Origin of the sequence: Streptomyces sp. NPDC056347, assembly GCF_042262625.1 — a bacterium.
Taxonomy (GTDB): Bacteria; Actinomycetota; Actinomycetes; order Streptomycetales; family Streptomycetaceae; genus Streptomyces.
The window spans coordinates 39,180-60,932 of the sequence record NZ_JBHJQP010000014.1 but is presented as its reverse complement, the minus strand read 5'-3'; the positions used below and the strand labels follow the sequence as shown (position 1 = coordinate 60,932).

Sequence of the window (21,753 nt, the reverse complement as noted above, 5' to 3'; positions counted from 1 at the left end):
GGGGCAGTGTGCCGCGTGTGCGTTCCCTGTCCACCGTTTTTCCATCGCTCGCCGCACACACGCGGGTCGGTGAGTGATGCGGGCCGGGTGCGACGCCCCGCACGGCAGTGGCGGCGGAGTGCGAACGGCTCAGCTTCGGACGGCCCGGCCCAAAGCGGCCTGCCAACCGTTCTCGGCGGCCCAACGCTCGGCCGCGGCCATCAGCAGCTGCGTGGCGGGGGCCTTGATCTGCCCGTAGTCGGGCAGGTCCGGCACGCTGAGTGCCAGGCGCTTCTTGAACGCACCCCATGTCCGGCGGGCGTCTTCGTCCGCGCGCAAGTAGTCACGGAACAGGAGGGCGAACCGGGCATTGGGCCCGTCCACCTCCCGTAGGTGGACATTGCACCGCCGTGCACCGACCGGCGGGGCGAACACCAGCTTCGGGCAGCGCTGCCCGCCCGATTCCTCCGCGCGGTTCCAGGGCTCCGGCCGACAGCGGAATCCCGCTGCGGCCAGGAGACGGGTCTGTCGTTCCTCGTCGATGGCATCGACGAGCACTTGGACGTCCACACAGTCCTTGGCGGCAAGGCCGGGCACCGCGGTGGACCCGATGTGATCGACCGCGCGGGCCCGGTCCCCGAGCGCGCCGCGGAGCGTTCCGGCCAGCTTCTCGAAGTCCACCGCCCATTGCGGCTGGTAGTCCACCACGATCACCGGAGCCGACTCGTCAGGAAAGGGCATGCCGACAGCATGGACGTACACCGCCCGGAATTCGACGGCCGCCCCGGTCGGCGTGACCGGCCGGGACACGGCCGAAGAGGTCCCGGTCCGGCCACGGCCGCGGCTACAGCTGATGCGTTCGAGCCCGGCGTCGGCCGTTCTCAGTGACGCGGCTACGAGTGCGCGTTCGGTTCGGTGGACCCGTCTGCCCCGCCCGGGGCGGGCTGGGTTGCCCAGGTGCCGGTGGGCTGCGGCTCGGTCCGGCCGTCCCTCCTGCACACCACGGCGCAGACCGCGAAGGTCACCCCGAGCAGGCCGAAGATGATCGCCAGGTTTCCCTTCGCCTGGATGTCCGTCTGCCTCGCCTCGATCTCCCTCTCCCAGAGCGCCGCGTCCTCCTGAATGGCCGACTGGTACTCGGAGAAGCACTTCATGAACAGCTGATCAGGCGGGGTTTCGGCCTTGGTTTCGCAATCGGGGTCCTCGAAGAGGTTCATCTTGGAGCCGAATTCGCCCAGCGGCTCATCGGCCACCTCGGAGGTCGCGGTCAGCGCGACCGCCGACAGGATCACCGCTGTGGCCATGCTGAGCATGGCCAAGACGATGCAGAAGACGGCTCCGGCGCTGCGTCCTTGGGATGACATGGCAGGGAGGCTAGCGGCACGCCCGAACTACCGCCTCCCCGGCCGCAGTTGATGACTAGTTCGCCCGGTGCGTCCGGCTTTCCGGCTCCCTCGCCCGAGGAAGGCCATGCCATGACACGGACCTCGGCGAAGCGGACTGGGGCAGGGGATCCGAGGCGAGGATGCCGGAGCGTTCCCTGGCGGGGACCGTGGCCCGGGCCGCGTACCGGGTGGAGCGGTAGCGCCGCTTCGGCCCGCCGTCCGGCAACGAGTCCGAGCCCACCGCCCCCTTGGGCCGCTGCGTGATCGTCACGTTCGTCATGGGTGCCGGCAATGGGTCCGCACAAGGGCGCGCGGCACAGCCCCGGCGTGAGCGGGCACCAGCTGCCGCCCCGCCGGCGGGTGACTGCGGCGACCGGTAACGGGCCGAGTCCTTCACCTGGTTCTCCCAGTGGATCGGCTCGGCGACCGCAATGCCCCCGGACCTCGGTCAGTCGGTGCCTTCGACGATGCGGAAGTCGCGCTCGACGCCGTCGGACAGGGCGACCAGTGCCTCCTGGTAGGCCGCGCTCTCGTACGCCGCGACGGCCTGCTCGAAACTGTCGAACTCGATCAGGATGGTGCGCTCGGCGATTCCGGCTTCGTGCACCACGATCCGGCCGTCACGGGAGAAGACCCGGCCGCCACCGGCCTTGACGGCCGCAGGGGCCAGCTTGTTGTAGGCAGCCAGCTTCTCAGGGTCCGAAATGGTGCGGTAGACGCTGACCCAGTAGCCCTTGGGCATGGAACCTCCAGTGTTGGGGTGAGTGCATTTGACTTACGGGTTGATCTCGGACGAGCGTCGGCGGACGGGAGCGAGGCTTGTCAGCGACGTGATCGTCATGGCGCCGATGCCGACCAGTGCAGCGGTGGTGCGGGCGCTGTCGCCGGGGAAGAAGTGGCCGGGGCCGGTGTCCGAGGCGAGGAATTCGGACGCGTCGCCCTGCCGCTCGACCAGGCCTGGCTCCTCCATCACTCCGACCAGGGCGGCGGTCATCGCGGGCTGGGTGACACCCTCGACCGCGGACCGGTCCGGTCCAGGGTGGTCAGGGTGGCGGCGGACGTCGGGCTCATGTCCCGGGGCAGGCGCCTCGCGGACCTGGTGGCCAGGCCGTAGAGGGCTGCCCCGATGTCGGCGGACACGCCAGGAGCGGTGTCTTGACGACTCATGGCCAAAGCATAATGTTTTTGCATTCATGGCTTATGGAAATGGTCGACCGGCGCGGGCGGCGCATCCCTTGAGCAGGCAGGCCCGCCGGATCGGGGGCGGCGCCGGGCTCGGCAGCCGGTCGGCGCGGTCGCCCTCGGCGAGGCGGTCGCGGAAGTCGGAGCGCACGCCGTCGTGGAAGCCGGGGTCTTCCAGCTCCGGGCCCGGCCTCGGTATTGGCGGGCTCGCGTATTCAACTGCCGCCGGTTCCCCGTGAAGCCCGCCCCATCGGCGACCGTATGCGGTCGCGAGCGTGAATAATCACCGCTATGGACCAGGGACTTGCGGCGCTACTGGGTGCGACAGTTGGCGTTGTCGGCACGGTCGTGGCGTCGGCGATCTCCAGTGGGTCGACCCGGCGGCAGATGGAGGGACAGGCCAAAGCCGAGCACTCCCAGTGGCGCAGACAACTGCGGCGAGACGCGTACAGCACCTTCCTCGCCCCGGCCAACGAGTCCCGCAGCGCTCTGAAGACGGCCGCACGAGCCCTGGTGGGCGATGCCCCGGATGTGGCGGAGGCCGATCGACGGCTCCGGATCGCGCAAGAGCAGTTGGTTCTGGTGCAGGCGGCCTGGGCCGGCCTCGCGGTCGAGGGGCCCGAGTCGGTGGAACAAGCCGCCCACGGCGTTCACCTGGGGCTCCACTCGATGCATACGACTCTCCTCGCCTGGCGGGATTCCGCGGGCTCCCCGGATCGCAACCTCAACTTCGTCGAGCGTCACGCCGTCGAGGTGACCATGGTCTCCGAGCGCCTCGGCAGCTTCACTTCGGCGGCTCGGGCCGCCTTGGACGACATCGAACTCCCGTCGAACAGGCGCGGCTGAGGGTGCCGCGCCCAAACCATCGGGTACAGCCCGTTGGCGCCGGGCAGTTGATCTCGCTCCCGGACACCGCGGCGGTCGAGCGGTGCCTCACTGGCACGGGCGTCGCGAGGTCCTCCGCGCGGATCCACCGGATCTCCCTCACGGCGCGGGATGGTTACCCGCCGACGACCGCCTCGCCTCACCTCGCCCAACGGCATCGAGGACCTGGACCGCTGGACGCTTCACCGGATACGCCACAGCGCCCTGACGCACGACGCGGAGCGCGGCCCCTCGGATTCGGCCGCCCCGGCTGCCGGAAGCGGAGTCGGTCGCGTCATCGTTCAGGGGCCGGGTCCTGGCGGTTCATCGTGGTGACGAGCGTGGAGGATATGTGGGCCATCGCGGGTTCCGCGGGGATGAACAGCGTTTCGACTCCGGCCAGTTCGTGGTTCATGCGAGCCATCGGCATCTCGTAGTCCAGGTCCTTGACGCCTCGGACCCCGCGGATCACGACCTTGAATCCGCCCCGGCGGCAGTAGTCGACCAGCAGGCCCCCGGTATGGGAGTCGACCGTGACGTTGCTCAAGCCGGCTGCTGCCGCGCGGAGCCGGTCCAGTCGTTCCTCGACGGGGAGACGGCCGGTCTTGTTCGGATTGGACATCACGCACACGACGACCTCGTCGAACAGGCGGGCAGCACGCCGGAGTATGTCCTCGTGCCCTTGAGTGACCGGGTCGAAGGATCCTGGAAAGAGGGCTCGCATGGCCGGAGAGCGTAACAAGCCCCCCGCCGCCCCGGCAGTGAAGCGGACGGCTGTTGGCGAACTCGTACGGCCGGACGGGCCCCGGTGGTGGCCATCGTGGCGGGGCGGCGGTCCCGCAGCGGCCCCTGACTACTCCTTCCCGGGTTCGAGGTCTTCCAGGAAGTAGCTGTCGTGCCGGGCGCGAAACTGCTTGAGTTCCTCGCCACCGCGCTGTGCCATGTCCGCGACCCGCTCGAAGTATTCCTCGCGCGGGGCGCCGGGCGAGAAGAGCATGAGCATGGACATGGGCTCGTCGGTCACGTTCTTGAAGGCGTGGAGGCCGCCGACCGGTACGTACAGGAAGTCGCCCGCGCGGCCCGTGACCCACTTCTCGCCGTTGTAGAGCTCCAGTGCGCCGGAGAGGATGTAGAAGGACTCCGACATGGCCTTGTGGAAGTGGGTCTTGGCTCCGGCGGACCGCGCGCCCAGCTCCACCTTGTACAGGCCGAACTCGCCGCCGGTCGACTCGTTGGTGGCGAGGTAGTGGGTGGAGCCGCCGGGTGAGGAGATGTCCGGCGGGGTGTCGGCCGGGCGGAAGGCCGCGTTCACTTCGCCCTTGTTGCCGTGGTAGCGGGCTTCCGGGTAATCGAGGTGTTCCGGGTACGACATGATGCGCTCCTCTTGGCAGGTCTCCACCAGCATGGTGGCTTCCGCCTCCAGAAGGCGGCATCGGTCCTGCGAATGGTCCTGTGTTGGCCCGGACCGAAGGCTGGGGACCTAGGTACCGCAGGGCTGGGTGGTGGTCCGTGGACTGCCGGGGGGGGGTGACGTTCGTGTGCGGGCTCGTGGAGTGCCGGTCCAGCAAGCGTTGCGGCATCGCCGCAGGCCGAAGGCCCGTACTCCCTGAGGGATCGCGCTTTCGGCACCAGCCCGGTGTGCGTACCGCTCTCTCCACTCCGGGTGCCTTCCCCGGCCGCGCTTGCCGGATCACCTCCCGTTGCGCCTGCGGGTGGGGAGTGATCCGTCAGCAGCATCGGTCCTCACGACCACAACGGGTCATGAGGACCGACATCACGCTCAGCCCCGGATTCGCCGACGGTGGCGTGAGGTGTGCCGAGGCGGCCGGACCAACGGGAGCGAGCGTGACGGGGAGAAGGCCCGACGGCCCAGGAATCACCGCCCCGTGGGGTGTCACGTCTTCTGGCTGGGGCGTACGGAGAGGGTGTACGTGCAGTCGGTGTCCGGGACGACGACGAGAAGCGGATTGCCGCTCCTGACATGCGCCTGCGCCTCACGCTGACCCCTGCGGTCCTCGTACCACGCACACAGCTCCGCCGGACGCCCCGGCGGCGAACCCACCGGCAACCGCCGCAACGGCTGCACCCACGCCGCCCCCTCCAGATCCAACCGCGGCCCACCCTCCGGATCCTCATTCAGCAACTCCGCGATCCGCAAAGCCTGCCCACCCAGCCACCGCACCGCCAGCACCGGCGAGATCGTCTCGAACGTCCCCAGCACATACCGAGCCATCCGCCCCGTATCCCCGAAGAACTCCACCGCCAACACCTCACACCGATAACCCGGCTGCTCCCCCCGCCCGCTCACACGCCACCCCTGCTGCTCCGCAGATTCCGCAACGCGTTCTCCACACTCAACCGCTCCCCCGGAGTCAACGCCCGCACCCACTCCGGCTCCACCTCCCACTCCACCCCACCCCCCACCGGCCGCAACGACCAATACGGCCCCACCACCCCACAAAACTCCCCCACCCGACCCCCACGCCCCACATCCCTGAACAACACCCCCGGCGAAGGCACTTCAGGGTCCTCCGGGAATTCCTGGCCATTCAGAGCACCGTCATCCTCGCGCACGTCAACTCCGCTCCGTAGTCGTCCCACTACCAAGAGCCCTCAGAGTGACCTAGGGTCGAGACGTCTTCAACGTTTCCAAATCGGAGGGCACGTTGGTAAACATCAAGCAGCTGAACCCGGAAGCGAGCCCACGAGCGGCCTACGGCGCCCGCTTACGCAGTTCGCGCGAAGGGCGTGGCTGGACCCAGGACGAACTCGCCGACCTGGCGGGCTACTCGGGCAGGCACATCTCGGCCATCGAAACTGGTCGCAAACCGCCGACGCTCCGCTTTTCGCGGAGCATGGATACAGTCTTCGGATTCACCAGTACCGCCGAATCGTTCGAACGCGCCTGGGCAGAACTGCGGAACGGCAGTCTGCTGGAGGGCTTCCCGGAGTACCTGGGTCAGGAGAACCGCGCGGCCGAGATCCGTCTGTTCGACATCGGAGTGATTCCTGGGCTGCTCCAAACGCCGGAGTACGCGACAGTCCTGGAAGAGGGAAATGTCAGACGGGGAACGATCACTCCGGATCAGGCCGCCGAACGGGTCGAGGCGCTGTTGGACCGACAGGCAACCCTGAACCGGCGGGTCCCACCCATGTTGATCGTCGTGCTGGACGAGAGCTGCATTCGCCGCGTGATCGGTGGCCCTGCCGTCATGGAACGTCAGATGGCCCATCTGATCGATTTCGCCGAACGGTCGAACACCGTGCTCCAGTTGGCCCCTTACGCTATGGGGGAGCGGCGGCCATTCGGTCGCCAGGTGAATCTGCTGACCCTGCCCGACCGCTCGGTGATGTCGTACGTAGAGTCCGAGACCAACGGGTACTTGGACAGGGAATTGACGTCGGTGCTGCCGTTGGTGAGGTACTACCATCAGCTTCAGGCCGAGGCGCTCTCCCAGGCGGCTTCTGTGGCCGTGATCGACGAGGCACGAAAGGGCACCCCCTGATGACCGATTCCTCCTCTCCCCTCTGGCTCAAGTCTTCGTACAGCGGCAACGGCGGGACCTGCGTCGAGTGGTCCCCGGCCCAGGCATCCGCCACCGGCATCGTCCCCGTACGCGACTCCAAGAACCCCGGCGGCCCCGTGCTGCACGCCTCCCCCACCGCCTTCGCCAGCTTCGTGGCGGGCGTCAAGGCCGGGGAGTTCGGCACCGTCTGACCGACGAACGACCGGCGCACGTGTCCCGAATCCGCCCCGCCCTGCTCTGCACGGCGGGGCGTTCACGTTTCGAGAGAGGGAATCCATGACGAACACGGCCGACGCCCCGTCGCCCCGCTGGGTCAAGTCCTCCTACAGCGGAAATGGCGGTTCCTGCGTCGAGTGGTCCCCGGCCCAGGCATTCACCACCGGCATCGTCCCCGTACGCGACTCCAAGAACCCCGGCGGACCCGTGCTGCACACCTCCCCCGCCGCCTTCGCCTCCTTCGTGGCGGGCGTCAAGGCCGGGAAGTTCGACACCGCCTGAGCCCCTGAAACGACGTGGTTGACTTCGAGAGCGCTTCAAGTGCTGCAATCCCCTTGCCGACTTCACCACACGAGCGGGGGCCCGCACATGTCGCACTCTCCTGTCGCACTCATCACCGGTGGCAGCAGCGGGATCGGGGCCGCCACGGCCCGGCAGTTGCTGGAGCGCGGGTACCGGGTCACGGTCACCGGGCGCAGCGAGGAGCGGTTGCGGCGGTTCGCGGCCGAACTCGGTGATCCGGCGGAGCTGTTGGTGATGCCGGGGAACGCCGCCGAGAACGAGGCCGTGCGTACGGCGGTCACGACGACGGTGGCGGCGTTCGGGCGGCTCGACGTGGTTGTCGCCAATGCGGGTTACGCGACCTTCGACGAGCTGCCCGACGGCGACCCGGACGGCTGGCGGGACATGGTGCTGACCAATGTGCTCGGCCCCGTGCTGCTCATCGGCGCCGCCCTGCCCGCGCTGCGCGCGAGCAAGGGCCGGATCGTGCTCGTGGGCAGTGTGGCCGGGCACATCCACACACCCGGCAACATCTACGGGGCGACCAAGTGGGCCGTCACCGGGATCGCGGAGAACACCCGGCGCATGGTGACCTCCGAGGGCATCGGCGTCACCCTCGTCTCGCCGGGGGCGACGCGGACGCATTTCTTCGACAACGCCCCCGGCGGACTGCCGGACCGCGACTTCCTCTCCGCGGACCAGCTGGGCGAGACGATCGTCTGGGCCATCGGTCAACCGCGCGGCGTCGACATCAACACCGTGATCGTCAGGCCGATCGGCCAGCCCGTGTAGGGGAGGGCGCAGGCCGGAGGGCGTGGAGGGCGCGAAACCGGTGTACCCGGTGGGGTGAATGATCAGTGCCCAGCTGGACGGACGTGAAACGTAACTGTTTGGGTGCGATGCGTAATCGACTGTTTATGTTGCCCCAGGAGGCTACGTGTTCCACCTCAAGACGTCCCCAGCCGCCGGTTCCGGTCGGGGCGGGGGCTTCGTACGCAAGGTCGCGCTGGGGGCGGTGGCCGCGCTGGCGCTCGCGGCGGCCGCGCAGACCGGCGCCTCGGCTGCCCCGGCCGCGACCGCGGCTCCGGCTCCGGCTCCGGCGGACGAGTCCGAGCCCGCACCCGAGCCCGCACCCGCGCCCGCGCAGTGGGTGGTGCTCGGGGACTCGTACACGACCGGGGAGTTCGTCGGTGACCCGGGCCCGGCGCTGGGAAGCCCGGGGCGTGACGGGTGCGACCGTACGACGGATTCGTACCCGAGCCTCGTCGCGCGCAAGCTCACCGCCCACCCGCCGGAGGGCCGGACGGTGAAGCTGACCGACGTCAGCTGCGGGGGCGCGACCATCGACGAGATCACCACCGCGCGGCAGACCCCCGTCAGCCCGGTGCAGCCGCCCGAGGGCGGCTGGCCCAGCGTGGCCCCCCAGGTCTACCGCGCCTCGCTGAGCTCGAAGACCGACGTGGTCACGATCGGCGCCGGCGGCAACAGCCTGCCGTTCAGCAAGATGTTCGTGTCCTGCCTGATCGGCGGGATCAGCCAGTCGGACGGGGCCTCCCCCTGCCGGGACGCCTACAAGGCGAACGGCCCGGTCTTCGACCCCGAGTCGATCCAGGACAAGTACGACCGGGTCACCCAGAACTACGCCGCCATGCTGCGTGACGTGCACAAGCGGGCCCCCAAGGCCAAGGTCATCACGGTCGGCTATCCCACGATCGTGCCGTCCGACCCCGCCACCTGCGACCGCCAGGACTCCAGCGAACTGGCCGCCGACGTCCAGGGCCTCGGCCGGATCTCCGTCACCCACGGGGACATCGCGTGGCTGAACGAGGTGAACACCCACCTCAACGCCATCATCAAGGCCCTCACGAAGCTGAGCGGCGACACCTACATCGACATCGCCACCCCCAGCGTCGGCCACGACGCCTGCCAGCCCCGGGCCAAGAAGTGGGTGGAGGGAATCTGTGGCGAGGGCGGTTCGTACTGGCCGCAGGAGACCGCGCTGGGCCTGGTCACCCTGACCTGCTCCGACAATGAGCGGGCCACCCTCATGCACCCCAACGCCGCAGGTCAGGCCGATATCGCCACCCGGGTCGAGGCCGCCGTCCGTGACGCCCTGAAGTAACTCCGGCCGCCGCCCGGCAGGCCCCGTACCGCGGCATTCGGCCGGGGACGGCCCGGGGCGGGTCCGGGGGTTCGCCGGAATGTTCCGCCATCTGTCCCTCCGCAGCGTCGGAAGCCCATCCGGAGATGGGCGACAGACCGCCGTTCGGGGGGACTTGGCGTGTTCCGGAGACGTCGGCGCCGCCGGCCGGCACGGCGGCGACGGTCGAGGTGGGGGCGGCTGTGGCCAGCGGGGCCGTCAGTGCCTGTTCCGTCAGTGGCGAGGCCGCCCGACGGCGATGTGTCCCGCCGCTCGGCATGATGGCGGCCATGGCCTTCCTCGTGACTCCCGTCATCCCTGCCGGCTCCCTGCGCGCCATGGACCGGCCCACGCTGCCGGTCGGGGGTGGTCGGGTGCTGCGGCCGTGGCGGTCCGGCGACGCTGCCGCCGTCGTCAGGGTGTTCCAGGACCCGGCGATCCAGCGCTGGCATCTGCGCCGGGCGGACTCCGAGGACGAGGCCCGGGAGTGGATCGAGCAGTGGCGGGACGACTGGGAGCGTGAGACGGCCTGCCACTGGGCCGTGACCGACGCGGTCGACGACGACCGGCTCCTCGGGAAGGTCTCCCTCCGGTCCCTGGTCCTGGCAGGCGGGCAGGCGGAGATCTCGTACTGGACGGCCCCGGAGGCCCGCGGCAGGGGCGTGTGCTCCCGGGCGGTGGACCGGGTGGCGCGCTGGGCGTTCGACGAGGCCGGCTTCCACCGGATCGAGCTCGGCCACTCGACGGCGAACGCCGCGTCCTGCCGTGTCGCCGGGCGGACGGGCTTCGCGCCGGAAGGAGTACGGCGCCGGGCCCTGCTGCACGCGGACGGCTGGCACGACATGCACCTGCACGCCCGCGTCGGCGTCAACTGACGCGGGCGTGCGGGATCTTGGCGAAAGCTTGGGCGGCGAGGACGGCTTCCGGCCGGACGCGAATGGCATGCTGATCGGGTCCGCGTTGCCATCGTGACCGGGGGGAAGAGCAGGATGCCGGACAAGGTCAGGCCGATGAGAACGGCACCGCGCCTGGGGACGTTCAACGGGTTCGGCCGGACGATGCTGGGCAAGACCAAGCCGGATGCCGCGGGGGCCTGTTTCGCCACCCGCTGGTTCACCATGCTGATGCTGCCGATACGGCCGCTCGGGCGCTACTACATCAAGGAGGGCGAGACGGTCTCGGCCTCCGCGGGGCGCGGGGCCTCGACCAGCACCACGGAGTACGTGTTCCTGGGCGAGGCCGATCTCCGCGCGAGCGAGGTGATCCAGACCTATCTGTTCTTCTGGATCGTGATCCCTCTCGTCGTCGCCGGGCCCGTCACGGTGTTCGGGCTCAACAGCGACGCGTACAGCCGCGAGCACCCGCTCCTGTTCCTCGTCCTGCTGTTCGGGATTCCGATCGGCTGCATGATCGCGCTGGCGGTGGCGGTGGGGCTCAAGGAGAAATTCCTGTCGTCGCCGCGGGTGCCGGAGTGGGCCGAGTCCGGCCCGCCCCGGGGCTGAGCCCGCCGGACACCTCGTCGGACACCTCGCCGGACACGTTCCCGGACACGTTCCCGGCACGGGCCGCCGGGGGCACCGGCGCGGGTGCCGGGCGCAGCAGCAGGGCGCAGGCGAGGGCGGCCAGCAGGGCGAGCGCGCCGGACACGATCATGCACAGCCGCATGCCGTCGAGGAACGCGTCGCCCAGGGCGGACAGGGCCGGTCCGGTGGCGGCGTCCAGGTCGAGCCCGGCGACCGCGCCGAGTCCCTGCTCGCGGGCGGTGTCCAGGACCCGGTCGGAGGCCCCGGCCGGTACGCCCGCGTCGGCGAGGCGGCCGGGCAGGGCGTCCAGGGCCCGGGTGGTCAGCAGGGCGCCGAGCACGGCGGGGCCGAGGGCGCCGCCGACCTGGCGGAAGGCGTTGTTCCCGGCGGCGGCCATCCCGGCCAGGCGGAACGGTACGGAGGACACCGCCGAGGCCGTCATCGGGGTCAGCACGGCCCCCATGCCGAGGCCCAGCAGGACCAGCCGCCAGGCGACCGCGCCGTAGGAGGTGTCGGCATCGACGCCGGTCAGCGAGAACATCGCGCCCGCCGCGACGACCAGGCCCGAGGTGATCAGGACCCGGGCGGAGACCCGGTGCATCAGCCGCCCGACGGGCGCGCTCGCCACCAGGGAGGTGCCGGCCACCAGCACCATCCGCAGCGCCGCGTCGAACGTGCTCAGGTGCTGCACCATGCCGAAGTACAGGCTCAGCACGAAGAAGAAGCCGATCAGCCCGAGGAAGCTGATCATGGCGACCAGGGCGGTGGCGGTGAAGGCGGGGCTGCGGAACAGGTCCAGGTCGAGCATCGGGCTCTCGCTGCGCCGTTCCACGAGGACGAAGGCGACGGCGGCGACCACGCCGAGCGCCAGGGCCGCCACCACGACGGGTTCGCCGAAGCCGTCCGCGCCGCCCTCGATGACGCCGTAGACGACGGCGGTCACGGCGACGGCCGCGGTGATCTGGCCGGGCCAGTCGAGCCGGCGGCCGTGCGGGGCGCGCGAGTCGGGCAGCCGGAACGCCGCGACGGCCATCACCGTCAGCGAGACCGGCACCGGCAGCAGGAAGATCCACCGCCACGCGACGTGCTCCAGCAGCAGCCCGGCGATCAGCGAGCCCACGGCGAGCGAGCCCATCAGGGCCATCGCCCACAGGCCGATGTACTTGCCGCGCTCCCGGGGATCGGGGACCGCGTGGCTGATCAGGGCCAGCGTCGTGGGCAGCAGCGCCGCCGCGCCCAGCCCGGAGGCCGCCTGCCCGGCCCACACCCACTGCACCGAGTCCGCCGACAGCGAGACCGCCGCGCCCAGGGCGCACAGGGCCATGCCCGTCTGGAACACCCGCTTGCGGCCGTGGACGTCGCCCCACACCCCGGTGGTCAGGATCAGGGCGGCCATCGGCAGGACGAACGCGTCGGACACCCAGGACAGCTGGGAGGTGGAGGCGCCCAGCGCCCGCTGGATGGCCGGGAGGCTCACCGACACGGTCGTGACGGGGAGGTAGGCGACGAAGACGCCCAGGCAGGCCATGAGGAGCGTGACACGGCGCCCCGACAGGTCCTGCCCGTCCGGGCCGGGCGGCCCGGCCTGCTGTATTGCGCGATTCACGCGGTGGTTCCTTCACATGCTCCGTGCGAGCGCGCTCGCTCCGCGCGAGAGCGGCCGCTCTGTGTGAGCGCCGCCGTCCGGCGTACGCCCGCTCCCGGGCCGGGCGGACCGCGGCGGTGCGCCGGTCCGCCCGCGGAGCCGCCGACCAGCTTCGCCCCGGACGTCGCCGAATCCCCAAGCGATCCCGGTGAACGTCGTGAAACAACCGCCATGAGCGGCATTCATGTGAGGATTCCTCCATGGCCGACGATCTGGACCGCAGAATCATCCATGGGCTGAGCTGCTCGCCCCGGGTCTCCTTCCGGCGCCTCAGCGAGGTCATCGGGGCGTCCGAGCAGACCGTGGCCCGGCGTTACAACGCCCTGCGGCGCGGTGGGGTCGTGCGCGTCGTCGGGCTGAGCAGTCCGGCCGCCCGCAGCCAGTCCGAGTGGGTCGCGCGGATGCGCTGCCGCCCGGACGCCGTGGGGCCCCTCGCGGACTCGCTGGTCCGCAGGCCGGAGGTCGCGTACACGAGCATCGCCTCGGGCGGTTCGGAGATCATCTGCATCGTCCGCTCCCCGGCCGGGACCGCCCGCGACGACGTGCTGCTGCGGCAGCTCCCCCGGGCCGCGTCGGTCCTCGATCTGAGCGTCGACCTCCTGATGCACCCCTTCGGTGCCCCGGGAACGGCCGGCTGGACCGGGCGGGGCGGCGCCCTCACCGACGCGCAGGTGCGGCAGCTGGTCGCCGGGCGTCCCGCCCCCACCGGGCCCCCGCTCGCCGCGACCGACGAGGACCTTCCGCTCCTCGAGGCGCTGGCGGAGGACGGCCGCGCCTCCCACACCCGGCTCGCGGAGGCCACCGGCTGGTCCGCGCCGCGCGTGGCCCGGCGGCTGGAGGCCCTCGAAGCGGCCGGTTCCCTGGTCTTCGACGTCGACGCCGTGCCCGAACGCCTCGGCTACGGGCTCAACGCCACTCTCTGGCTCCAGGTCGACCTGCCCCGGCTCCAGGCGGTCGGCGAGGAGCTGAGCAGGCACGCCGAGTGCGCCTTCGCCGCGGCGATCAGCGGCAGGCACAACATCATGGCCGTCGTCATCTGCAAGGACCCGGAGGACTTCTACCGCTACCTCAGCGGCCGTTTCGCCCGCACGGAGGGGGTCAGGGGGTACGAGATCAGCGTGCGGGTACGCCGTCTGAAGCTGGCCGCCTCGCTCGTCCTGCACGGCCGGCTGATCCACCCCGCGCTCGCCTGACGCTGCCGGGCGAACGCGGGGAGGCTGCCCGGATACCCGAAACGGCCTGCCGAATGCCGGAAGCGGCCTGCCGGATACCCGATTACGGCTTGCCAGATGTCCGATACGGCCTGCCGGATGCCCGATACGGCTTGTCAGATTTCCGATATGGCCTGGCTGAAGCCGTAGTTGGAGGTCGTCAGGCCCCCGTCCACGATCAGGGTGGTGCCCGTGATCCAGGCCGCGTCGCGGGAGGCGAGGAAGGCGACGGCGGACGCGATGTCCTCCGGTTCGCCGACCCGGCCGAGCGGGTAGAGGGCCGCCGCCCGGGCCAGGTGGGCGTCCCGGCCCGCCCAGGCGTCGGTACGGACGGTGCCGGGGGCGACCAGGTTGACGCGGACGCCGCGCGGTCCGGCGTGGGCCGCCAGGGTGCGGGTGAGGCTGGCGAGGCCCGCCTTGGCGGCGCTGTAGCCGTGGTTGCCGAAGCTCTGCTCGCCGTTGACCGAGCCGATGCTGACGATGGCGCCCCGGCCCGAGGCCACCAGGTGCGGGAGGGCGGCGCGGGCGCAGCGGTAGGGGCCGGTGAGGCTGATGTCCAGGTCGCGCTGCCAGGACTCGTCGGGTTCGTCCTCGAAGAGCGGGGCGTCGCGGGTGCAGGCGTACGCGTTGTTGACCAGCACGTCGAGGGTGCCGAAGGCGGCGACGGCGCGGGCGACCGCCGCCCGGACGGCGTCCTGGTCGGCCACGTCGCAGGTGAACGCCTCGGCGGCGCCGCCCGTTTCGCGTATCTCCTCCGCGGTGCGGGCGGCGCGCCCGCCGTCCAGGTCGGTGACCAGGACGCGGGCGCCCTCCGCGGCGAGGCGGCGGGCGGTGGCCGCGCCGATGCCCTGGCCCGCGCCGGTGACGAGTGCGCCGTGACCGGCGAACCGCGGTCCTGTTCCGGTGGGTTGAGTGGGTGTCATGGTGCCGACCGTACTGCTCTGATCAGTGCCTGGGCACGGGGATCGGCGGTGACTCCCTTCTGCAGGCCGTTGGTGACGTAGCCGAGCGCGATGCCCGATTCGGGGTCGGCGAAGCCGAGCGAGCCGCCCCGGCCGGGGTGGCCGAAGGAGCCGGGGGCCAGGAGCGGGGCCGCGGGGCCGTGCAGCATGTAGCCGAGGCCGAAGCGGGTGCTGACGACGAGGACCCGGTCGGGGCCCGCCGATTCCTCGGTGCGGGCGAGGGTGAGGGTGGCGGGGGCGAAGAGGCGGTGTCCGTCGACCGGACCGATCATCGCGGCGTAGGCGCGGGCCAGGGCGCGGGCGGTGGAGATGCCGTTGGAGGCGGGGAGTTCGGCGGCCCGGTAGCCGGGGTCGTTCTCGTCGGGCAGCGGGTCGATGGCGCCGAAGGCGCGGCGGGTGAGGGACTGCGGGTCGCGGTACGCCTCGGTGACGGAGCGCTTGGGGCGCATCCGCAGGACGCCGCCGTCCGATGTGCCGGTGGCGGCGGGCGGTTCGACGGGTCCGATCCGGCCGACCCGGTGCGTCTCCTCCGCCGGGAGGCCGAACCAGAAGTCCAGGCCGAGCGGGCGGGCGATCTCCTCGGCGATCCAGCGGCCGACGGTGCGTCCGGTGACCCTGCGGACCAGTTCGCCGACGAGCCAGCTGTAGGTCTGGGCGTGGTAGCCGTGATCGGTGCCGGGCTCCCACTGGGGGCACTGGGCGGCGACGGCCTGCGGCCCCGTGATCCCGTCGGCGGCCTCGGAGGGGGTCAGCGGGCAGTCGAGGGCGGGGAGCCCGGCCCGGTGTGCGAGGAGGTGGCGGACCAGGACGCGTTCCTTGCCCCCGGCCTTGAACTCCGGCCAGTACGTGCTGACCGGGGCGTCCAGGTCGAGCTGGCCGCGCTGGTGGAGCAGCAGCGGCACGGCGGCGGCGATGCCCTTGCCCGCCGAGCGGACGATCTGCACCGTGTCCACGGCCCAGGGTTCGGCGCCGTCGACATCCCGCGTACCGGCCCAGAGGTCGACGACCTTGTGCCCGTCCCGGTAGACGGCGACGGCCGCGCCGCGTTCGCCGCGCTGCTCGAAGTTACGGACGAAGGCGTCCCGTACCGGTTCGAATCCGGCCGCCACCGTGCCGCGTACGTCCACGCCCGCACCGGCGCCTGCTTCTGCGCTCCCGCTCATCCCTCCATGGTGCACGCCTCCGCGACCGGGCGGGGGCCCGGGTCAGCCGTGGGGCACGGTCACCGAGCGCGGGTCGAAGCCGAAGGGGAGTTCCAGGCGGTGGGCGCGCATCAGGGGGTCGTCGCAGAGCAGGTCCTGGGTGCGGTCGTCGGCGGCGATGACGCCCTCGCTGAGGATCACCGAGCGCGGGCAGAGCTCCAGGGCGTACGGCAGGTCGTGGGTGACCATGAGCACGGTGACGTCCAGGGCCCGCAGGATGTCGGCGAGTTCGCGGCGCGAGGCGGGGTCCAGGTTGGAGGACGGCTCGTCCAGGACCAGGATCTCCGGCCGCATGGCGAGGACGGTGGCGACGGCGACGCGGCGGCGCTGGCCGAAGGAGAGGTGGTGCGGGGGCCGGTCGGCGTACTCCGCCATGCCGACCTGGGTCAGCGCCTCGGTGACCCGTTCCTCCAGCTCGGCGCCGCGCAGCCCGGAGGCGGCCGGGCCGAAGGCGACGTCCTCGCGGACGGTGGGCATGAAGAGCTGGTCGTCGGGGTCCTGGAAGACGATGCCGACGCGGCGGCGGATCTCGGCCAGGTTCCGCTTCTCGACGGGGAGTCCGGCGACCCGGACGGTGCCCGCGCCCGCGTCGAGGATGCCGTTGAGGTGGAGGACGAGGGTGGTCTTCCCGGCGCCGTTGGGGCCGAGCAGGGCGACGCGTTCGCCCCGGTGGACCGTGAGGTTCACCCCGAAGAGTGCCTGGTGGCCGTCGGGGTAGGCGAAGGCGAGGCCGCTGACTTCGAGGGACGGCGCGGCGGGGGCGGTGGACTGGCTCATAGGGTCCATCCCAGCAGACAGACGGCGAGGGCGAGCAGGGGGAGCACCGCGGCGTGCGCCCACTGGGTCCGGGAGGCGGTCGCCTCGTCGATGACCGGCATGGTGCCGGTGTAGCCGCGGCTGACCATCGCGAGGTGGACGCGTTCGCCGCGCTCGTACGAGCGGATGAACAGGGCGCCCGCGGTCTTGCCGAGCACCCCCCAGTGACGTACGCCGCCGGCCTCGAAGCCCCGGGAGCGGCGGGCGATCGACATCCGGCGCATCTCGTCGGTGATGACGTCGCCGTACCGGATCATGAAGGAGGCGATCTGGACGAGCAGCGGCGGGAGCTTGAGCCGCTGGAGGCCGAGGAGCAGTTCGCGCAGTTCGGTGGTGGAGGCGAGGAGCACGGAGGCGGCGACGCCGAGGGTGCCCTTGGCCAGCACGTTCCAGGCGCCCCAGAGGCCGGGGACGCTGACCGACAGGCCGAGTACGTGGGTCTGCTCGCCGGGCACCACGAACGGCATGAGCAGCGCGAAGGCGACGAACGGCACCTCGATGAGGAGCCGCTTGAGCAGGAGGCCCGCCGGGATGCGGGCCAGTGCGGCGACGGCGGCGAGAAGCACCGCGTACAGCCCGAAGGCCCAGACCGACTCGCGCGGGGTCAGGACGACGGCCACGACGAAGCAGAAGGCCGCGGCGATCTTGCAGTGCGGCGGCAGCTCGTGGACGGGCGAGTGGCCGTGCCGGTAGAGCTTGTGCGCGTGCCCGGCGCCCATGTCAGACGGTTTCCTTGTCCTGCGCGGGGGCCTCGGGGGTGTCCTGGGCGCGGCGGCGGCGGAGCACGTAGAAGACTCCGCTGCCGACGACGACGGTGGCGCCGACGCCGATGATCCCGGCGAGGCCGCCGGAGAGCCGGGCGTCGGAGATGTCCTTGACGCCGTAGTCGGCGAGCGGGGAGTCCTTGGCCGCGTGCTCCTCGGTCTTCTTGTCGATGCCCTGGTCGGCGGCGACCTTCTCCAGGCCGTCCGGGTTGGCCGAGGCGTAGTACGAGACGAAGCCGGCCAGGACGAGCGCGGTGACCAGACCGGTGGCCCAGACGCCCCGGTGGGAGCGGGCGGCGACGGCGGCCGGGGCGGGGGCGGGCGCGGCGGGGGCGTCGACGAGTTCGCCGTCGACCCGGAGCTTGAGGGCGGTGGTGAGGCCGCGGGCGCCGTGGACGAGGTCGGGGCGTACGGCGATGACCGCGCCGACGGTCAGGGCGGTGATCAGGGCCTCGCCGATGCCGATGAGGACGTGGACGCCGACCATCGCGGTGAAGACCTTGCCGATCGGGATGTCGGTGGTGCCGCCGGCCCAGTAGACCAGCGTGAAGGCGACGGCCGCGGCGGGCACGGAGACCAGGGCGGAGACGAACGAGGCGACGGTCACCGAGCGCCGCGTCCTCGGCAGCACCTTGAGCAGCCCGCGGAAGAGGGCGTACGCGACGACGACGGTGACGACGCCCATGTCGAGCACGTTGACGCCCAGCGCGGTGAGCCCGCCGTCGGCGAAGAGGATGCCCTGCATCAGCAGGACGACGGTCACGCAGAGCACCCCGGTGTACGGCCCCACCAGGATCGCCGCCAGCGCCCCGCCCAACAAGTGGCCGCTGGTACCGGCCGCGACCGGGAAGTTCAGCATCTGCACGGCGAAGATGAACGCGGCGACGAGCCCGGCGAGCGGAGCCGTGCGCTCGTCCAGTTCGCGCCGGGCGCCCCGCAGGCTGACCGCTACCGCGCCCGCGGCGACGACACCGGTGACGGCGGAGACGGGCGCGTCGATGAATCCGTCGGGTACATGCATGAGGGGTTCCGCTCCCTGCGGTCCGGTGCCGCCGCGGAGGACGCGGCCGGCAATGTCGTGAACCGCTCAATGATAGGGCCTTATTGCGAACCCTTCGCAAGAGCGCATGCATCACACCTGTTCGCCGCATCTCCGAGGAAGAAACAGGGGTACATATGGGACATTAGATGTTGAAGCGGTACACGTAGGAGGAGCCGTTCCATGCCCCCCGTGATCCATGAGCAGGCCGATGTCCGGCTCGTCAACGACACCCCCGACCTTCCGGCGGTCCCGGTGGACCTGCTGTACGACGCCGAGAAGGATCCGCGCACCATTCACGTCTCGTTCCCCGGCGGCGCCGACTGGGCCTTCGCCCGCGATCTGCTGGAGGGCGGGCTGACGGCCCCCACCGAGCGCGGCGGTGTCCGGGTCTGGCCCTGCGGGCGTACGCAGCTGGTGGTGGAGGTGCATTCGGCGCAGGGCGTGGAGGTGGTGCAGTTCGACAGCGCCCCGGTGATCCGCTTCCTGGACCGCACGCGCGCCTGACGTCCGTACGTCCCCGATGTCCGCACGCCCCCGATGTCCGCACGTCCCTGATGTCCGTACGTCCCTGATACGCGTACGGCCCGTACGCCCACCGGGCAGGTGGGGTACGGGCCGTCGCGGCGCGTCCGCGGTGTGTCCGCGGTGGGGCGGTACGGGTCAGACGCGGGTCAGCTCGCGCTCGCCCCCGACGCCGCCGCCGTCACCGTCACCGTCGCCGGGCGTCTCCTCCAGCTGCTTGCGCAGCCCCTCGCCCTCCACGTCCACGTTCGGCAGCAGCCGGTCCAGCCAGCGCGGCAGCCACCAGGCGCGGTGGCCGAGCAGGGCGAGGACGGCGGGCACGATCGCCATCCGGACCACGAAGGCGTCGAAGAGGACGGCGACGGCGAGCGAGAAGCCGATCATCTTGACCATCTGCTCGCTGGATCCGATGAATCCCGCGAAGACCGCCATCATGATCACGGCCGCGGCCGTGACGACCCGGGCACCGTGCCGGAAGCCGGTGACGACGGCCTGGCCGGGCTTCTCGCCGTGGACGTACGCCTCGCGCATCCGGGTCACGAGGAAGACCTCGTAGTCCATCGCGAGGCCGAAGACCACGCCCACCATGAAGATCGGCATCATCGACATGATCGGACCGGTCTGCTCCACCCCGAAGAGCGAGCCGAGCCAGCCCCACTGGTAGACCGCGACGACCGCGCCCAGGGCGGCCACCACCGAGAGCAGGAAGCCCAGGGCCGCCTTCAGCGGCACCAGCACGGAGCGGAAGACCACCATCAGCAGCAGGAAGGCGAGGCCGACGACGAGTGCCAGGTAGGGCAGCAGGGCGTCGTTCATCTTCTGCGAGAAGTCGATGTTCATCGCCGTGGAGCCGGTGACCAGCAGCTCGGCACCGGTGTCGGACTTGATGTCCTGGCCGGCGTCGCGGATCGCGTGGACGACGTTCTCCGTCTCGACGGAGCTCGGCCGGTCCTTCGGGACCACGGTGACCATCGCGGCGTCACCGGCCTTGTTGAACTGGGCCGGGGTGACGGCGACGACGCCCTTCATGCCGGAGATCTCGTCGGTGACCCGCTTGGCGGCGGCCTTGCCGTCCGAGCTGTCCGCGGTGTCGACGACGACCATCAGCGGCCCGTTGAAGCCGGGGCCGAAGCCGTCGGAGAGCAGGTCGTACGCGCGCCGCTGGGTGGTGCTGGTGGGCTGGGAACCGTCGTCCGGCAGGCCCATCTCCAGGGAAGCGGCCGGTACGGCGACGGCACCGAGGCCCAGGACGCCGACGAGCAGCACCCACACCGGGCGGCGCAGCACGAAGCGGGCCCAGCGGGTACCCATGTTCGGCTTGGCGTCGGACGGCCCCGCGCCGGGGTGCTGCCCGGCCTCGGCGGCCTTGCGCGCCTTGCGGCCCATGACCCGCTTTCCGGCGATGCCCATCACCGCCGGGACCAGGGTGAGCGCGATGAGGACCGCGATCACGACCGTGCCGGCCGCGGCGAAGCCCATCTTCGAGAGCATCGGGATGTTGACGACGGCGAGACCGGCCAGGGCGATGACGACGGTGAGCCCGGCGAAGACCACCGCGGACCCGGCCGTGCCGACGGCCCGCCCGGCCGCCTCCTCGCGCTCCCGGCCCTCGGCCAGCTCGGCGCGGTAGCGGGAGACGATGAACAGCGCGTAGTCGATGCCGACCGCGAGGCCGATCATCATCGCCAGGATGGAGGTGGTGGAGCCCAGGTCCAGCACGTTCGCCAGCGCGGTGATCGTCGATACGCCGACGCCGACCCCGATCAGCGCGGTGAGCAGCGGCAGTCCGGCGGCGACCAGCGAGCCGAAGGTGATGACCAGCACCACCGCCGCGATCGCGACGCCGATGATCTCGGTGGCGCCGGTCTCCGGCATCACCTGAAGCGCGTCACCGCCGATCTCGACGGTCATCCCGCTCTTCTGCGCCGCGTGGCCCGCGTCCTCCAGAGCTTCCCGGGTCGCGTCGGTCAGCTCCATCGAGTTGACCTTGTACGAGACCGAGACGTACGCCGTGGAGCCGTTCTTGCTGACGGCACCGGCGGTGTACGGGTCACTGACCGAGGCGACCTGGTCGGAGCCCGCCTTCAGGTCGGCGGCGACCTTGGCGACCTCGGCCTTGTTGGCGGCGTCGGTCATCTTCTCGTGGCCGGGGGCCTTGAAGACGACCCGGGCGGTCGCGCCGTCGGCGCCGCCCCCGGGGAAGCGCTGTTCCAGCAGGTCGAAGGCGCGCTGCGCCTCCGTGCCCGGTATCGAGAAGGAGCTGGAGGTGGGCGTCGACGCGGTGGCCGCGCCGAATCCGGCGAGGCCCAGCAGCGCCACCCAGATCAGGGCGACGCGCCAGCGGCGCCGGAAGGCGAGCCGTCCGAGTCGGTAGAGGAATGTGGCCACGGAGAGGTACTCCCAGGTCGGGTCGTGGGTGGAAAAGGGCGTGCGGTGCCGACCCGACGACAAGAGCGGCGCGTCAGGCGGACCTGGGGAGAGGGCGTGCGGG

Annotated in this window: 26 protein-coding genes; 10 read left to right on the top strand and 16 right to left on the bottom strand. The window is 71.3% G+C overall.

What is annotated here, in order from left to right:
• Positions 1-129 precede the first annotated feature (129 nt).
• The 5 genes from ACFCV8_RS06015 to ACFCV8_RS05995 form a co-directional block, all read right to left on the bottom strand.
• Complete coding sequence (locus ACFCV8_RS06015) at positions 130-720, bottom strand: GrpB family protein (protein ID WP_376684031.1); 591 nt, start codon at positions 718-720, stop codon at positions 130-132.
• Positions 721-872: 152 nt separating this feature from the next.
• Positions 873-1,292, bottom strand: coding sequence for a hypothetical protein (locus ACFCV8_RS06010; protein WP_376684030.1), 420 nt, complete (start codon positions 1,290-1,292; stop codon positions 873-875).
• Between the two features lie 520 nt (positions 1,293-1,812).
• A complete protein-coding gene (locus tag ACFCV8_RS06005; RefSeq protein ID WP_376684029.1) occupies positions 1,813-2,106 on the bottom strand; it encodes a DUF1330 domain-containing protein in 294 nt (97 codons plus the stop codon).
• A 33-nt stretch (positions 2,107-2,139) separates the two neighbouring features.
• Positions 2,140-2,358 (bottom strand): hypothetical protein, encoded by a 219-nt coding sequence (locus ACFCV8_RS06000; RefSeq protein WP_376684028.1) that lies wholly within the window; start codon positions 2,356-2,358, stop codon positions 2,140-2,142.
• Positions 2,355-2,531: a hypothetical protein gene (locus tag ACFCV8_RS05995; RefSeq protein ID WP_376684027.1), complete on the bottom strand. Its 177-nt coding sequence runs from the start codon at positions 2,529-2,531 to the stop codon at positions 2,355-2,357. The genes ACFCV8_RS06000 and ACFCV8_RS05995 overlap by 4 nt, the downstream gene beginning before the upstream one ends.
• Positions 2,532-2,837: 306 nt before the next feature.
• Here ACFCV8_RS05995 and ACFCV8_RS05990 point away from each other — a divergent pair, with 306 nt between their 5' ends.
• Positions 2,838-3,392 (top strand): hypothetical protein, encoded by a 555-nt coding sequence (locus tag ACFCV8_RS05990; RefSeq protein ID WP_376684026.1) that lies wholly within the window; start codon positions 2,838-2,840, stop codon positions 3,390-3,392.
• Positions 3,393-3,705: 313 nt separating this feature from the next.
• On the opposite strand, the gene coaD is transcribed toward ACFCV8_RS05990, so the two are convergent.
• From coaD to ACFCV8_RS05970, 4 genes are all read right to left on the bottom strand, one after another.
• Positions 3,706-4,134 (bottom strand): pantetheine-phosphate adenylyltransferase, encoded by a 429-nt coding sequence (coaD, locus tag ACFCV8_RS05985; protein ID WP_376684025.1) that lies wholly within the window; start codon positions 4,132-4,134, stop codon positions 3,706-3,708.
• A 129-nt stretch (positions 4,135-4,263) separates the two neighbouring features.
• The gene (locus ACFCV8_RS05980; protein WP_376684024.1) at positions 4,264-4,782 is read right to left on the bottom strand and encodes a cupin domain-containing protein; all 519 of its coding nucleotides are present in this window, start codon (positions 4,780-4,782) and stop codon (positions 4,264-4,266) included.
• 522 nt (positions 4,783-5,304) lie between these two features.
• Positions 5,305-5,670 carry a hypothetical protein gene (locus ACFCV8_RS05975; RefSeq protein ID WP_376684023.1) on the bottom strand — a complete coding sequence of 122 codons (366 nt, stop codon included), beginning with the start codon at positions 5,668-5,670 and terminating at the stop codon, positions 5,305-5,307.
• 44 nt (positions 5,671-5,714) lie between these two features.
• A complete protein-coding gene (locus tag ACFCV8_RS05970; RefSeq protein ID WP_376684042.1) occupies positions 5,715-5,963 on the bottom strand; it encodes a hypothetical protein in 249 nt (82 codons plus the stop codon).
• Between the two features lie 113 nt (positions 5,964-6,076).
• On the opposite strand from ACFCV8_RS05970, the gene ACFCV8_RS05965 reads away from it, so the two are divergent.
• The 7 genes from ACFCV8_RS05965 (at position 6,077) to ACFCV8_RS05935 (ending at position 11,077) form a co-directional block, all read left to right on the top strand.
• On the top strand, positions 6,077-6,916 hold the full coding sequence (locus ACFCV8_RS05965; protein ID WP_376684022.1) for a Scr1 family TA system antitoxin-like transcriptional regulator: 840 nt from the start codon (positions 6,077-6,079) through the stop codon (positions 6,914-6,916).
• Positions 6,916-7,128 carry a DUF397 domain-containing protein gene (locus tag ACFCV8_RS05960; protein WP_376684021.1) on the top strand — a complete coding sequence of 71 codons (213 nt, stop codon included), beginning with the start codon at positions 6,916-6,918 and terminating at the stop codon, positions 7,126-7,128. The genes ACFCV8_RS05965 and ACFCV8_RS05960 overlap by 1 nt, the downstream gene beginning before the upstream one ends.
• Before the next feature lie 85 nt (positions 7,129-7,213).
• Positions 7,214-7,435 (top strand): DUF397 domain-containing protein, encoded by a 222-nt coding sequence (locus ACFCV8_RS05955; protein ID WP_376684020.1) that lies wholly within the window; start codon positions 7,214-7,216, stop codon positions 7,433-7,435.
• An 87-nt stretch (positions 7,436-7,522) separates the two neighbouring features.
• Positions 7,523-8,227 (top strand): SDR family oxidoreductase, encoded by a 705-nt coding sequence (locus ACFCV8_RS05950; RefSeq protein ID WP_376684019.1) that lies wholly within the window; start codon positions 7,523-7,525, stop codon positions 8,225-8,227.
• A 145-nt stretch (positions 8,228-8,372) separates the two neighbouring features.
• Positions 8,373-9,557, top strand: coding sequence for an SGNH/GDSL hydrolase family protein (locus ACFCV8_RS05945; protein WP_376684018.1), 1,185 nt, complete (start codon positions 8,373-8,375; stop codon positions 9,555-9,557).
• A 308-nt stretch (positions 9,558-9,865) separates the two neighbouring features.
• On the top strand, positions 9,866-10,450 hold the full coding sequence (locus ACFCV8_RS05940) for a GNAT family N-acetyltransferase (RefSeq protein WP_376684017.1): 585 nt from the start codon (positions 9,866-9,868) through the stop codon (positions 10,448-10,450).
• Positions 10,451-10,585: 135 nt separating this feature from the next.
• Positions 10,586-11,077 carry a hypothetical protein gene (locus tag ACFCV8_RS05935; protein WP_376684016.1) on the top strand — a complete coding sequence of 164 codons (492 nt, stop codon included), beginning with the start codon at positions 10,586-10,588 and terminating at the stop codon, positions 11,075-11,077.
• Here ACFCV8_RS05935 and ACFCV8_RS05930 read toward each other — a convergent pair.
• A complete protein-coding gene (locus ACFCV8_RS05930) occupies positions 11,010-12,626 on the bottom strand; it encodes an MFS transporter (RefSeq protein WP_376684041.1) in 1,617 nt (538 codons plus the stop codon). The genes ACFCV8_RS05935 and ACFCV8_RS05930 overlap by 68 nt on opposite strands.
• Positions 12,627-12,943: 317 nt before the next feature.
• Here ACFCV8_RS05930 and ACFCV8_RS05925 point away from each other — a divergent pair, with 317 nt between their 5' ends.
• Complete coding sequence (locus ACFCV8_RS05925) at positions 12,944-13,936, top strand: Lrp/AsnC family transcriptional regulator (protein WP_376684015.1); 993 nt, start codon at positions 12,944-12,946, stop codon at positions 13,934-13,936.
• Between the two features lie 134 nt (positions 13,937-14,070).
• On the opposite strand, the gene ACFCV8_RS05920 is transcribed toward ACFCV8_RS05925, so the two are convergent.
• The 5 genes from ACFCV8_RS05920 to ACFCV8_RS05900 all read right to left on the bottom strand — a co-directional run bounded on the left by ACFCV8_RS05920 (position 14,071) and on the right by ACFCV8_RS05900 (position 18,719).
• A complete protein-coding gene (locus ACFCV8_RS05920; RefSeq protein ID WP_376684014.1) occupies positions 14,071-14,877 on the bottom strand; it encodes an SDR family NAD(P)-dependent oxidoreductase in 807 nt (268 codons plus the stop codon).
• Positions 14,874-16,043 carry a serine hydrolase domain-containing protein gene (locus tag ACFCV8_RS05915; RefSeq protein WP_376684040.1) on the bottom strand — a complete coding sequence of 390 codons (1,170 nt, stop codon included), beginning with the start codon at positions 16,041-16,043 and terminating at the stop codon, positions 14,874-14,876. Before ACFCV8_RS05915 ends, ACFCV8_RS05920 begins: the two co-directional genes overlap by 4 nt.
• Before the next feature lie 78 nt (positions 16,044-16,121).
• Positions 16,122-16,895, bottom strand: coding sequence for an energy-coupling factor ABC transporter ATP-binding protein (locus ACFCV8_RS05910; protein WP_376684013.1), 774 nt, complete (start codon positions 16,893-16,895; stop codon positions 16,122-16,124).
• A complete protein-coding gene (cbiQ, locus tag ACFCV8_RS05905) occupies positions 16,892-17,653 on the bottom strand; it encodes a cobalt ECF transporter T component CbiQ (protein WP_376684012.1) in 762 nt (253 codons plus the stop codon). The genes ACFCV8_RS05910 and cbiQ overlap by 4 nt, the downstream gene beginning before the upstream one ends.
• A 1-nt stretch (position 17,654) precedes the next feature.
• Complete coding sequence (locus ACFCV8_RS05900) at positions 17,655-18,719, bottom strand: energy-coupling factor ABC transporter permease (protein WP_376684011.1); 1,065 nt, start codon at positions 18,717-18,719, stop codon at positions 17,655-17,657.
• A gap of 201 nt (positions 18,720-18,920) precedes the next feature.
• Here ACFCV8_RS05900 and ACFCV8_RS05895 point away from each other — a divergent pair, with 201 nt between their 5' ends.
• Positions 18,921-19,244, top strand: a complete 324-nt coding sequence (locus ACFCV8_RS05895) for an SsgA family sporulation/cell division regulator (RefSeq protein WP_376684010.1) — start codon at positions 18,921-18,923, stop codon at positions 19,242-19,244.
• A 156-nt stretch (positions 19,245-19,400) separates the two neighbouring features.
• On the opposite strand, the gene ACFCV8_RS05890 is transcribed toward ACFCV8_RS05895, so the two are convergent.
• Positions 19,401-21,650 (bottom strand): MMPL family transporter, encoded by a 2,250-nt coding sequence (locus ACFCV8_RS05890; protein WP_376684009.1) that lies wholly within the window; start codon positions 21,648-21,650, stop codon positions 19,401-19,403.
• Between the last annotated feature and the right edge of the window lie 103 nt (positions 21,651-21,753).